This is a genomic window from Psychrobacter alimentarius (assembly GCF_001606025.1).
In the GTDB taxonomy this organism is placed as follows: Bacteria; Pseudomonadota; Gammaproteobacteria; order Pseudomonadales; family Moraxellaceae; genus Psychrobacter; species Psychrobacter alimentarius.
In genome coordinates this window covers 2,756,474-2,769,785 of record NZ_CP014945.1, presented here as the reverse complement: position 1 = coordinate 2,769,785, position 13,312 = coordinate 2,756,474, and the positions used below count along the sequence as shown (strand labels likewise).

The following is a 13,312-nucleotide window of genomic DNA, read 5'->3' as shown; positions in this document are numbered from 1 at the left end:
TAAACTCATATAACTGTTATTCGTATAACCGTTTTATTTTTAGCTGACGTTATTTACGATTAAGATTGAACAAATATAAAGGAGGGTTTTATGAGACTACTTAATAAGGTTGCATTGGTGACTGGTTCTGCCCAAGGCATTGGTAAAGCAATTGCTGAGCTTTTTGTCAAAGAAGGGGCAACCGTTATATTCAGTGATATCAATGATGATAAAGGGCAGCGCGCTTGCGATGATATTAATGTGACGCGTCAGCAATGGCACGAATCAAAACCAGCAGACTATATTCATTTGGATGTCTCAAATGAGAGCGATTGGCAAAAAGCTGAGCAGTACATTCAACAAAAATATCAAGGGTTAGATATTGTTGTAAACAATGCCGGTATTGCTGGGTTTTTGGAGGCGGCAGGTCCTCATGACCCTGAGCACTTAGATATGGCAAGTTGGCATAAGGTGCATCAAGTCAATCTAGATGGCGTCGCTTTAGGGTGCAGGGCTGCAATAGCGCTGATGAAAAACCGTCCAACTGATAAAAACAGCAAATCCAGTATCGTTAATATATCTTCTCGCTCAGGTATGGTCGGTATTCCTTTAGCAGCCGCTTACGCCTCAAGTAAAGCTGGCGTCAGAAATCATAGCAAATCAGTTGCCTTATATTGTGCGCAAAACGGCTATGATATTCGCTGTAACTCCATTCACCCAGCCGCTATTTATACGCCAATGTGGGATACGATGTTAGGAGAAGGGAGTGCGCGTGAAGAAGCGATCAAAGTAATTAGTAAAGACATTCCGCTTGGTTACATGGGCGATGTCATGGACGTGGCTTATGCCGCGCTTTATTTGGCGAGCGATGAGTCAAAGTACGTGACGGGTACTGAGCTGACGATTGATGGCGGGATTTTAGCGGGGAGCACGGCTACCCCTAATGCTTAAACAAAAAAAGGCCGTTCACTATCTTAGCGAACGGCCTTTTTTATTACGCAATATTATGATGTAAAAATTTAAGCCAATACCTCGATTAGCTCACCCTTCACCATATGCGGGCTGACAAAATCAGTGATACGCACGCTGACGATCTTACCGAGTAGCTCATTCATTTGCTCCTCATCGTATGGGAACATTACGGTACGTGTATTGTCCGCTGTACCGATTAAACAGTCAGGATGACGATTGGCGATTTGTTCGACTAATACGCGAGTTGTCGTACCGACCATTTCATGCGTTTTAGCCAGTGTCGAGTCGACAATGACCTTTTGAAATTCAGCCAAACGCGCTTTTTTGGTGGTGAAGCTTACATCATCTGGCAACTCAGCCGCTGGCGTACCTGGGCGCTTAGAGTAAATAAAGCTATAAGAGTGATCGAAGTTCAACTCTTTTGCCAAGTTCAAAGTGTCTTGGAAGTCTTGCTCAGTCTCACCAGGGAATCCAATGATAAAATCGCTCGACAAATGGATGTCAGGGCGAATGGCTTTTAGTTTGTTGATCTGGTCAATATAAACATCGATGGTATGGTTACGCTTCATGGCAGCAAGAATTGCATTGGAGCCGCTTTGTACGGGCAGATGTAAATGCGATACCAGCTCTGGCAACTGCGCATAAGCGTCAATGATGTCATCGGTGAACTCAAGCGGGTGGCTTGTGGTATAACGAATACGCTCAACACCATCTACATGCGACACATAATGCAGTAGCTCAGCGAAACGGCAAATGCTGCCATCGTCTTTTTCGCCGCGATAGCCATTGACGTTTTGTCCCAATAGGTTGATTTCTCGGATACCTTGAGCGGCAAGGCTGTCAATCTCAGCCAATACGTCATCAAGCGGACGCGACAATTCTTCACCGCGCGTATAAGGCACCACACAAAATGAGCAGTATTTCGAGCAGCCTTCCATGATGGAAACAAAGGCCTTATAACCTTCTACTCTTGGTTCTGGTAAGAAGTCGAATTTTTCAATACTTGGGAAAGATACGTCGATAGTACCGATACGGTTCTTTGGCGATATATTACGCTGCTCATTTGATTGATCATATAGCTCTGGCAGGCGGTGTAAGGTTTGTGGGCCAAATACCATATCGACATAAGGCGCCCGTTTTTGAATATTGTCGCCTTCTTGCGATGCCACACAGCCACCGACACCGATGACGAGATCAGGGCGTTTTTCTTTTAGTTTGCGCCAGCGACCCAATTCTGAAAAAACTTTTTCTTGTGCTTTTTCACGAATAGAGCAGGTATTCATCAACAGAACGTCTGCTTCATCAATATTGTGTGTCACTTCCATGCCGTGCGAGTCACCAAGCACATCAAGCATTTTACCAGAGTCATAAACATTCATCTGGCAGCCTTGAGTCGTCACAAATACCTTTTTGGTGGTTGTTTGCGTGACAGGCGATTGGGCTGAACTTGCTTCTTTGAGTGCAGTGGCAGCTGGCGCAGCAGCAGTTGTGTTAGCAACAGCGGCGTCATTAATGCGGGGATTAAATACAGTAACACTCATAAGGGAAAGTCCATAATTAACTAAAATATAGCGAGATAGCGGATTAACAAGTGGCGTATTTTATCACAACCCTCTACCAATGTGAAAAATTAGCGTGCGCAATTGGCCATCAATGTGATTGATTAATTATAACAGTATCAATTGTTTACTGAGCTTCATATCACTTTTGGTAAAAATCGTCTCTGCTATCACTTCTATGTTACACCGCGCTATCGTATTTATTAACAAAAGGTAAAGGTGATGGTTGCAAGTGCAACGAGTATAGTATGATGAGTATCATCACCATAGCGGTATCTGGCAAATCACCGTTTACACATTGTAGAGATATAATAAAGAGAGACAATATGACGAAGTTGCGCGTTGCTTATGGCATCAAGGATAGAGAGATTACCAATCAAAAGGATTGTTCAAAGCGTCTCAACGTAAGTACACTGCGTTTTAGCGCACTGAGCTTGGCAACGGCAATGAGCACACTTGGATTGTCACAAGTGGCTTGTGCAGAGCTGACATGGGGCGATGAAGAAACCTATCAGCCCGAAACCAGTTATCAATCAGAAAGCTATCAGCAAAATACTGGGTATCAACAAGATAATGGTGCAAGCTCATTTACGGCAGCTGCTATTGCAGCCGATCGTGGTGATGTGAACGCGCTTTATAATTATGAACAACAAATGAGTGGTGGATTGTTTGCCATGTATCCGACGTACTGGCGCATGAATCAAGACCTTAATTCACAAAGCTCAGCAGCTGTTTCGCAGTTCGTGCGTCAATATCCAGATACAGTGATGGCAGAAAAACTGGTGGCTGATTTTGCCGAGACCAAAGCGGGATCCAATGATTATGCTTCGGTGCGTCAAGTGGCTAATTTGATCACCAATGCTGACGCGAGCGAGCGCTGTGCAGTAGGACTTGGCTTTAATAATGGCGGTGATACCATGCGCGCTATGGCTGCAAAGTCTGAAGTGTGGCTTACCACCAAAAAGCAGCCAGCCCTATGCGATCAGTTGGCCATGGAGATGAATAATAACGCACTGATTAGCAATCAAGATAGAGCTGCTCGCCTTAAGCGTATGCTGCGTATAGGCAAGACAGGGGATATCATGGCATTGTCATCGCGCCTTGGTACGCCAATTGCCTATTCGGCATTAAGTGAGATTCAGCTGAACCCGTCGTCTTATTTTAGCCGTTTTGGTCGCGAACCTGCTAGCCAAGCCAACCAGTATTTATATCTCTATGCGCTAGGGCGTCTGGCTGATAAATCTTATCGCGAAGCAGCAATGCAATTGGATTTTGATGTTAAGCAAGACAATCAGCGTTCAGCTAGACTGTTGAATGATGACACGCGCCGTTATGCTTATCGCATCATTGGTGTTAAGCGTATGAATTATAATACTGATGATGGCTTTAATGTTGAGGCAGTTGATTGGTTCCGTAATAGCTTGGACGAAGACTTTAATTTTGAAGAAGCAGAAGACTACGCTCAGGCAGCGATTCGTTTTAGTCGCTGGGATGATGTGGTCGAAGCCATATCTAGAATGGATGCTGAGACGCAAAAACAAAGTCAATGGCAATATTGGCTTGCCCGTGCCTATGAGCAATCGAGCAATAATAACAAACGCAATACTGCCAAGAAAATGTATCAGAACATTGCAAAAGGCAATGATTACTATGGTCTGATGGCAAAAGATAAGATCGGTCAACGTTTTGATGCCAGTCGCTTTGGCGGTAATAATTTACCGAACGTTAGCCCTGCCGATCGTGCGCGTGTCATGCAAGACGCACATTTTGCCCGCGCTTTTGCCTTATATAATGCTGATGCTAGCCGTGCCTATGCCAACCGTGAATGGAACTGGGCGGTGAAGCAGGCGCGAGACAAGCGTGATGACAATTTATTGATTGCTGCTGCTCGTCAAGCTTATGATATGGGCTGGCTTGACCGTGCGATTTATGCCATTGATAACACGGATAGCGTTGATAGTTTGGCCTTGTCTCATCCAATGCCGCATCAAGATGCAGTCGTGCGTTATAGCCAGTCTGCGGGTATTGATCCAGCATGGGCTTATGGCATTATGCGCCAAGAGAGTCGTTTTGTGACCTCAGCGCGCTCAAACGTTGGTGCTAGTGGTCTGATGCAAGTAATGCCTGACACAGCAAAATATATTGCCCGAAACTTGGGTGAGACTTATAGTGCCAGTCGCGCTAATAGTGGTGATACCAACATCCGTTATGGTACTTGGTATATGGGCGATATCTTTGGCAAGTTGAGCCGTCAACCCGTATTGGCGACGGCAGGCTATAATGCAGGACCCAATAATGCCAAGCGCTGGCAGCCTGAGTATGGCTCATTGGCTTCGGATCAATACGTTGAGACGATTGCGTTCCCTGAAACCCGTAATTACGTAAAACATGTGATGGAGAATGCCACTATTTATAGTAGTCTCTTAGGCAATGGTCAACCAATCAGCCAGCGTATGGGTACAGTGCCTGCTTCGTATTAGGGCACTCATACCTTATTAAAATAGCTTTATTAAAGTAGGTTTGTATCAATCAAAAAAGTCATTAGCGAGTACTTGTTAATGGCTTTTTTATGTGCAAAGTTAACCTCTAATATGCATGCGTTTTGCTTTGACAAATAACAGATTGAATTTGATGGAATAGGTTAAATAACTTATACCTTTTGCAGTCTTTAGCGACTGTTTACGTTTCTGCTATAGAATAAAAAAAACGTTTTGTTACCATTGCATCAATCTATACCCATAAAAGGGTAGCCATATTTTTTGTTAGCTATAAGCTTGGTCTATACGCATTGATAGTGTGGATGCTACGACCTAAGCGATAGTCTTTGTCTTATCATTGCTAGATGCCTTCAGCCCTTATGATCAAAAAATATTTCAATCTGTGCACAGTATCAAAAATCGGTCTTCGTCCATCTACTCAGATGCAGATACGTTCGCCAGTAAATAAGGTAAAAAATCAAGGCCAACTGATGGCGCACTCTACCCTTGAGCGCGTCAGTCAATATCATAAGCGTGTGATAAAGATGAAAGCGCCTAGCACTATTCAGACGACGGTAAGTATTGGCGCATTTTTGATACTACAAAGTATAATGCTTCTGCCAGCACAAGCGGCTAGTGCTGTAAAAACAGGGCAGCGTGTGTTGATGATTGAAATGACGCCCGCGCTTTGTAGTATTCAGCCGACGCGTGCCCGTATGCGTCAGTGTCTTGAAGGTTATTCACTCAATGTATCTGGTCTAGATATGGGTTATGGAGAGCGTTGCGGACGGGGTAGTGAGCCTCGTCTGACACCATTACAACTAAAAGTCGTCAACCGTGTAATGCCTGATACCACCGTACGCAGCCAAGCGTGGCAACGTTATGGTGTTTGTAGTCCACTTAGCGCCAGTAGTTATTTTCGCCAGATAACCAACTATGCAGGTGCGTTAAAATTGCCTTCTGAGTTAAACACTGGTAATAGTTATACCGTCTCCAAATCGCGCTTTATTAGCCAAATGACTCGTCTCAATAGTGGTATGTCTGCTGCTAGCATTGATCTGATTTGTCAAGCAGGTAGTCGCCGCCAGCTGACCTTGACCGATATTCATGTCTGCTACGATGGCAATGACTTTGGTACGTGTCAAAATGTGGTGGACAACTGCGGTAGTAAATTTGTCATTTCAGGTGGCAAATAGTTTTATCCACATCTTTTAAACATAATTTTAATCCTGCTTCTTTCAATATTTTTTGACTGCCTTCTCTAATCGTGTTTCTAATGTTTTTTAGCGTATATTCAAATTTTAAATCAATGAACATTACCTCTATAAATAGATTTTTTCATTCTTCTTTATAGACGTCTAATGCCAACTCCTTGATTGGTATCATATTCTTCCCGTATAAAATGTAACAATATAATCAGTGGTAGGTGTCTGATTGTCTCTAGACGATTTGCTGAACGAAGTGCTACACTAGCTCTCGGTTTATGGCTGCCACTATGCAGCAAACAAGTCGATATCTAAAATGATAATCGCACATTCTATAATCATAATTAGGGAGTATTCCATGTCAATGAAACAGCCTTTACGTGTTGCCGTCACTGGTGCCGCTGGTAATATCAGCTACGCGATGCTATTTCGTATTGCATCTGGCGAGATGCTAGGTAAAGATCAGCCAGTTATTTTGCAATTGCTTGAAATCACACCAGCTCTTGACGCCCTAAAGGGTGTAGTTATGGAATTGGAAGATTGTGCTTTCCCATTGTTGGCAGGCGTTGTTCAAACGGATGATGCGACTGTTGCATTCAAAGATATCGATTATGCATTACTGGTTGGCGCACGTCCTCGTGGCCCAGGTATGGAACGTAAAGATTTGCTAGAAGCCAACGCTGCGATTTTCTCAGCACAAGGTAAAGCATTGAATGACGTTGCAAGCCGCGACGTAAAAGTATTGGTTGTGGGTAACCCTGCCAACACTAACGCACTGATCGCTCAGCGTAATGCACCAGATCTTGATCCACGTAACTTCACGGCAATGACGCGTTTGGATCATAATCGTGCGATGGCTCAGTTGGCTGAAAAAACTGAAAGCACTGTCAACGACGTTAAAAACATGACAATCTGGGGCAACCATTCCTCTACTCAGTATCCAGACCTAACAGCTTGTACTGTTAACGGTAAGCCAGCGCTAGATTTGGTTGATCGTGACTGGTACGAAAACACTTATATCCCAGACGTACAACAGCGTGGTGCAGCAATCATTAAAGCTCGTGGTGCTTCGTCTGCCGCTTCTGCTGCCAACGCTGCTATCGCACACATGCGTACGTGGGCACTAGGTACCGATGAAAACGATTGGGTGTCTATGGGTGTTTACTCAAACGGCGAATATGGTATTGCGGAAGGCCTCATTTACTCATTCCCTTGCACCTGTAGCAATGGCGATTGGTCTATCGTAGACGGCGTTGATGTGTCATCAGATTTCTCAAAAGAGAAAATGAAAGCCACTGAGCAAGAGCTTAGTGAAGAGCGTGATGCAGTAGCGCATCTACTTCCATAAGTAGACAAAACGCGACAAGTATAAAAAGCCCTCTGAAATATGAGGGCTTTTTTACGTCTGTTCGATACGCAGTAATTGATTGTTTTTTCATATGAAGATTTTTTTAGTTGAACACAATTGATAACCTTAAATGAACGTTGGTTAACAGCTTTTAAGACAAAGCTTGCTACAATCAATGAGGTAATTTTAATAATAAGCACTGTTAACCCTGTGCCATCTAAGGAGAAAAATATGTTGGGTGAACCTGAATATAGTATGAACGATTTATTTGCACAATTAGGATTAGAAAGCTCTGACGACGCTATTGATAGCTTTATTGAAAAAAACCAATTAGTAAAAGAAGAAGAGTTGATAGAGTCCACCATTTGGAATGACAATCAACGCGCTTTTTTAAAGGAAGAGTGGAATAAAGATGCAGCATGGGTAGAGACCATCGATGAGTTGAATGTACGTCTACATCCAGACGCCTAAAAACCAATCGATCAATCAGTTATTAAAAAACCCACACGCTATTTTAGCGGTGGGTTTTTTTATGGATGTAAGATAGATGCTTATTTATAAGTCGGTTCAAGAGTTATTTAAACAGCGTTATTGCTGTGAGCGCCACTCAAGCAAATCTACCACATCTTGCTGGATACCTGCTTTGAGCGCATCGAGGCCATCATAGTGGCGCTCGCCATGTAAATAATGCAGGAAGCGTACCTGCAAGGTCAAGCCATATAAATCTGCTTGTAGCTCTGGGAAGTGTACTTCAAGACGCCAGTTGAGGGCTTTATCGACAGAAGGTCTGGTACCAATATTGGCAGTACCAAATAAGCTGTTTGGGCGTAATCCGGCAACGCCTGTTTTACCAACATGCGCTGCTGTGATTAAGCCATCAGGAATCACTTGTCCCTTGTCATCAAGGCTGACAACATCGACAGCAAAAATACCATGCAAGGCAGGCTTTAGACGGTTAAGCTCAATATTGGCAGTGGGAAAGTTCATGGTACGACCTATTTTATCGCCACCAACGACCATTCCTGTAATACTATACTCGCGTCCCAATAAAGCGTTGGCTGCTTTTAAGTCACCTGCTAATAACAAATCACGAATACGGGTGGAGCTAATACGCGCCGCTTTGCCATCGACATCCGTAATCGTATGCAAATTAGTCACATGCAAGCCATAGTCGCGCAAAAACTGACTGTCGCCGGTTCGATCATGACCGAAGCGAAAGTCATCGCCCAATACCAGCGCTTTAACGTTTAAACGCAGTGCTAAAATATCGGCAAACGCCTGCGCTGATAGCGAGCGAAAGTCAGTATCAAAGCCAGCTACGATTAAGGTTTCCACCCCATACTCTGCTAGTAATGATTGCTTTTCTGCAAGGCTAGTAAGGCGGGCAGGTGCTGTATGCGGGGCAAAAAATTCGCGCGGTTGTGGCTCAAATATCATGACTGCTGCGCCAAGATTTTGCGCATCGGCAATGTCACGAACTTGAGTTAGCATCGCTTGGTGACCAAGATGAACACCATCGAAATTGCCGATAGTAAGTACGCAGGGCGCAAGGTCTACTGGGCTAGTATTTGCAGGTAAAACACTTGGCGACGCAATCAGTTGCTCAAGAAAATAGGTGTTCATAAATTTTCAGCTATGATAGATAAGACCGGATAAAAAACACAATCAGACCAAGTAATACAATCAGACTAAGTATTGATGTGTCTAAAGCCAGCCATTATAAAGTAAAATGACCATACTAACATCCTATAGTCTATTCACCAGATAAGTATAAGGGGATCAATCCCATTGTCTCAAAATAATGAGCCGCTCTTGTGATGACTATGAGGATAAATTAGCCGTATTTAGTAAGTAACGATAAATAATGCCATTCATTATGGAGATGTTATGTCCAATATTGCTTTGAACGTTAAACCTTCTAAATTATCGATAAATAAGCCTGATGACCCCTTTATCGTCCAACGCGCAAGTAAAGACGATTTACCAGAAATCTTAGCTATCTATAACCAAAGTATTGCTGGCAAACAGGCCACCGCCAATCTTGCTCCAGTGACGTGTGAAGAACGTATGGAGTGGTTTGAAGAGCATTTAAATAGTGCAACGCGTCCTATTTATATCGTTAGAGCTGAGACGAAAGGCAGTGATGATACAAGCTCTACAACACTATCGCCTATCGTTGCCTGGGGAAGTTTTAGCGATCTTTATGCCCGTACGGCTTATCATATCAGCACCGAAATCAGTATTTACTTAAATAAAGCAAATCATGGTCAAGGGCTAGGTAGTGCGTTGACAAGTTGGATGCTCACACAAGCGCCAAGCCTTGGTATTCACAATGTTGTTGCCTTGATATTTGCTCATAATCAACCAAGCTTAGGACTGTTTCGAAAGCTTGGTTTTGAGCAATGGGGATACATGCCAAAGGTTTGCGACATGCAAGGCTTCATCGCTGATGTGGTTATGCTTGGCAAGACCGTAACGTCAAGTACTGAAACCGCAAACACTATAATGCTAGATACGGCAATGCCAGACGATACGACTTCAGCTACTACAATTTTAGATACGGTAACAGTAGCTAAGGCAATGTCAGATACAAACGGCGAAACCATTTAGCCCAAAATCTTCCACTGACCATCAATTTTTTGTAACTCATAAGTTAAGGGGGCAGGCTCACTCTGCCCCCTTAACATCAACTCGCCTACAATGGTGGCACGAGTCTTATCTTCATTATAAGTGGCATCAGTGATGGTGACGCCCTCGACCGTTTGCTCAAAAGCCGATTGGGTCTTAGCAAGCTCTTTCTCAAAGTTTGCCATATCTACTTTGTAATATCCTGCAGATTTTTTTATGTCACCTTGATACAGGCTGTCTAGTGCTTGCTTGACTGTATCCTCTGGCGTACCCGCTTGAGTCGGATTGGTGACCAAGCTTTTCTGCTTATTGGTAGCGGTCAACGGCTGGGTGTCATCAGTCATAGTTTGCTTAGTCGCATCATCTGCGACTGTCCCATTGGCTGTCGTATCAGTATCGACCCCATCCGTTTGGGTAGAGCTTGCTTCTGAGGTACTAGCAGATGAGGCATCCTCGGTAGTACTGACTGCGTTTGCGCTGTCTGTCTCTGCGTTATCGTTATTGCTACAACCACTTAAAAGTAGTCCAGTGCTCAGAATGCCAGTCGCACATAGCATTGGTAGTCGCTGTAAGTTAAACAGTTTCATTGTCATATCGAACCTCAAATGTCAGTTATGCATCAATACTCGATTATGACAATTATTTGCCTGATAAGGTGTCAATTATCATACGAAGCTTGTTTTGGTTTCGTAAGCCAATCAATCTCTTAATCAGCTTACTTGCTGTTATCCGTGTTTGAGATGGCGCGGACGGAAACCGGTCGACAACAGAACTACTCCGTACACCAGTGCGCCCACCGCACACATTATAAGTAGTGCCGCTATACGTCGCCATTGGGCATCGTCAGTTGGGAAGAAGGGTAGCATGACATAAAGTACAGCGACCATGGCACTCGTTGAGATGGCAAACTGGGTAAACAGTTTTTTCCAATGAGGACCGAAGCGAAAGATTTCGCGCTTATGCAAGAAGTAATACAGCAAGCCTGCATTGACAAATGATGCCCCTGTGGTTGCCAATGCCAAACCGCCATGTAAAGGTATCTCTAAGAAGTAAAATATACCGATAAAGATGACACTAAAAATCATGTTGGCGAAGACAGATATAATGCCGATTTTGACAGGCGTTCTGGTATCTTGACGCGCAAAAAAAGCGGGCGCAAAGATTTTTATCAGCATAAACCCTAGGATGCCACCTGCCATACTGCGTAATGCCAATGAACTCATTTGTGCATCACGTAAAGTAAATTCACCCCGTAAGAATAGTGCTTGCATCAGCACATCTGACAGGATAAATAGCGCCGCCGAAGCAGGCACGCCCACCAATATGATTAAACGCGCTGCCCAATCAATGGTTTTCTTAAAGCTGACATCGTCTTTTTGAGCCTCACTTTTGGACAAACTTGGCAAAATAACGGTACCAATTGCCACACCAATCAGACCTAATGGTAACTCACTCATACGCTCGGCCGCATAGAGCCAAGAAACCGAACCGCCAATCATCAATGACGCAAAAATTGTATTTAGCATTAAATTGATTTGAGTGACAGAGACACCAAAGATAGCAGGCAGCATGAGCTTTAGAATACGGCGAACGCCTTCATGCTGAAAATCAACCTTTGGCGCAACCAGTAGCTTTTGTTGCCATAACTGTGGTAGTTGGATTAATAGCTGGAGCAAACCTGCGATGGCAACGGCATAGCCAAGCGCCATAATGGGAGTATCAAACATGGGGGCGAAAATTAGCGCGCCACCAATCATACATAAGTTCAATAGCACAGGCGCAAACGCTGGAGCGGCAAACCGTCCATAGCTTTGCAAGATACCACTTGCAAACGCGGTCATAGAAATAAATAGTAAGTAAGGAAAGGTCAAGCGTAGCAATTCAGCGGTAATGGCGAATTTATCAGGTTGGTCGGCAAAGCCTGGGGCAAACAAAGTCACCACCCAAGGCGCGATCAGAATGACCACCACGGTCAGCATAGAGAGAATCAGTAGCAGCGCACCTGACGTCCGACTGACTAAAATCTGTACCTGCTGTAAGTTGTATTTTTCTTTATATTCTGACAAGACAGGGACGAAAGCTTGGCTAAAGGCGCCTTCTGCAAACAGACGTCGCAAAAAATTGGGTATCTTGAAGGCAACCAAAAAGGCATCCATCAGACCACCCGCGCCAAAGACACCTAGCAATACGACATCGCGTACCAGGCCTAAAATACGAGACAGCATGGTCATACTGCTGACCACCATGGTTGAACGAAATAACCGACTTTTTGCCATGAGAACCTATTTTGCTAATTTGTTTGTCAATGGTTGTTTGCTGCGTGACTGCGACCGAAAAACTGACGAATTATAGCACTTTCATCATGGAGATAAATGGATTGGATGTGGAAATGATTAGCGCTCATTTTGGGGTTTATTGATTCAGGCTTTTGGCTATCAAATCACGCAACCTTGGCCATTCAAAATAGTCACCAGGATCTGTTTTGCGTCCTGGTGCAATATCGCTATGACCGGTTAGGTGTCGCCGTGTTTTAGGGTAGGCCTGATATATAGCCAAAATAATCTGGGCAAGCGTCTCGTATTGTGTATTGGTAAAGGACACAAAATCTGACCCTTCAAGTTCAATACCGATGCTATAATTATTACAGTCAGGTCGACCAAGATAGCTTGATCTACCTGCATGCCACGCGCGTTCTTCAAAGCTTACAAACTGAGTGATTGCCCCATCACGCTCAATAAATAGATGAGCCGATACTTCTGCGCCTCGAATGGTTTGAAAATAAGGATGAGCATTCCAGTCCAATTGATTGGTAAATAACGCTTTAACATAGTGCATGCCATTGGCATCGCATGCGCCAAACTCATTAGGTGGTAAGCTGATATTATGGATAACAATGGTGTCAATGCTCGTTTCTGTCGGTCTGTTATTCTGGTTCGGTGAGGCAAGCCAAGTGGCTGCTGATAATCGACCAGCGCTAATCGTCATTGGTGATGCTAAGGACATAACGTTCTCTTTTAATAAGTAGTAAACAAGTACCGTGTTGATGCTTTTATTTGATGGATTTGTATAAAAAAATCAGCATGATCTATCGGTTAAAATGGTCAAGGTTTAAGCGGTTTTCAAAATAGTTATATTAATGATTTA

General features: G+C 43.8%; 11 protein-coding genes. 6 read left to right on the top strand and 5 right to left on the bottom strand.

The genetic code is table 11. The features are described from left to right. The first annotated feature begins 90 nt into the window (after positions 1 to 90). The gene (locus tag A3K91_RS11395; RefSeq protein WP_062845368.1) at positions 91 to 930 is read left to right on the top strand and encodes an SDR family oxidoreductase; all 840 of its coding nucleotides are present in this window, start codon (positions 91 to 93) and stop codon (positions 928 to 930) included. Between the two features lie 68 nt (positions 931 to 998). Here A3K91_RS11395 and miaB read toward each other — a convergent pair whose 3' ends face one another. Beyond that, positions 999 to 2,492, bottom strand: a complete 1,494-nt coding sequence (miaB, locus tag A3K91_RS11390) for a tRNA (N6-isopentenyl adenosine(37)-C2)-methylthiotransferase MiaB (RefSeq protein WP_062845367.1) — start codon at positions 2,490 to 2,492, stop codon at positions 999 to 1,001. A gap of 344 nt (positions 2,493 to 2,836) precedes the next feature. On the opposite strand from miaB, the gene A3K91_RS11385 reads away from it, so the two are divergent. The 4 genes from A3K91_RS11385 (at position 2,837) to A3K91_RS11370 (ending at position 8,011) form a co-directional block, all read left to right on the top strand. After that, positions 2,837 to 4,990 (top strand): lytic transglycosylase domain-containing protein, encoded by a 2,154-nt coding sequence (locus A3K91_RS11385; protein ID WP_062845366.1) that lies wholly within the window; start codon positions 2,837 to 2,839, stop codon positions 4,988 to 4,990. 488 nt (positions 4,991 to 5,478) lie between these two features. Beyond that, positions 5,479 to 6,183, top strand: a complete 705-nt coding sequence (locus tag A3K91_RS11380) for a T2 family ribonuclease (protein WP_228139861.1) — start codon at positions 5,479 to 5,481, stop codon at positions 6,181 to 6,183. Positions 6,184 to 6,550: 367 nt separating this feature from the next. Further along, on the top strand, positions 6,551 to 7,540 hold the full coding sequence (locus tag A3K91_RS11375; protein ID WP_208855349.1) for a malate dehydrogenase: 990 nt from the start codon (positions 6,551 to 6,553) through the stop codon (positions 7,538 to 7,540). A gap of 231 nt (positions 7,541 to 7,771) precedes the next feature. After that, positions 7,772 to 8,011, top strand: coding sequence for a DUF2789 domain-containing protein (locus A3K91_RS11370; RefSeq protein ID WP_062845365.1), 240 nt, complete (start codon positions 7,772 to 7,774; stop codon positions 8,009 to 8,011). A gap of 117 nt (positions 8,012 to 8,128) precedes the next feature. Here A3K91_RS11370 and ribF read toward each other — a convergent pair whose 3' ends face one another. Further along, positions 8,129 to 9,163, bottom strand: a complete 1,035-nt coding sequence (gene ribF, locus A3K91_RS11365; protein WP_062845364.1) for a riboflavin biosynthesis protein RibF — start codon at positions 9,161 to 9,163, stop codon at positions 8,129 to 8,131. Between the two features lie 264 nt (positions 9,164 to 9,427). Here ribF and A3K91_RS11360 point away from each other — a divergent pair, with 264 nt between their 5' ends. Next, positions 9,428 to 10,150 carry a GNAT family N-acetyltransferase gene (locus tag A3K91_RS11360; protein ID WP_084387344.1) on the top strand — a complete coding sequence of 241 codons (723 nt, stop codon included), beginning with the start codon at positions 9,428 to 9,430 and terminating at the stop codon, positions 10,148 to 10,150. On the opposite strand, the gene A3K91_RS11355 is transcribed toward A3K91_RS11360, so the two are convergent. The 3 genes from A3K91_RS11355 to ampD form a co-directional block, all read right to left on the bottom strand. Continuing rightward, complete coding sequence (locus A3K91_RS11355) at positions 10,147 to 10,761, bottom strand: hypothetical protein (protein ID WP_062845363.1); 615 nt, start codon at positions 10,759 to 10,761, stop codon at positions 10,147 to 10,149. The two genes, A3K91_RS11360 and A3K91_RS11355, sit on opposite strands and share 4 nt — an antisense overlap. A 132-nt stretch (positions 10,762 to 10,893) precedes the next feature. Then, positions 10,894 to 12,444 carry a murein biosynthesis integral membrane protein MurJ gene (gene murJ / locus A3K91_RS11350; protein ID WP_062845362.1) on the bottom strand — a complete coding sequence of 517 codons (1,551 nt, stop codon included), beginning with the start codon at positions 12,442 to 12,444 and terminating at the stop codon, positions 10,894 to 10,896. A gap of 136 nt (positions 12,445 to 12,580) precedes the next feature. Continuing rightward, the gene (gene ampD, locus A3K91_RS11345) at positions 12,581 to 13,171 is read right to left on the bottom strand and encodes a 1,6-anhydro-N-acetylmuramyl-L-alanine amidase AmpD (protein ID WP_062845361.1); all 591 of its coding nucleotides are present in this window, start codon (positions 13,169 to 13,171) and stop codon (positions 12,581 to 12,583) included. Positions 13,172 to 13,312 lie beyond the last annotated feature (141 nt).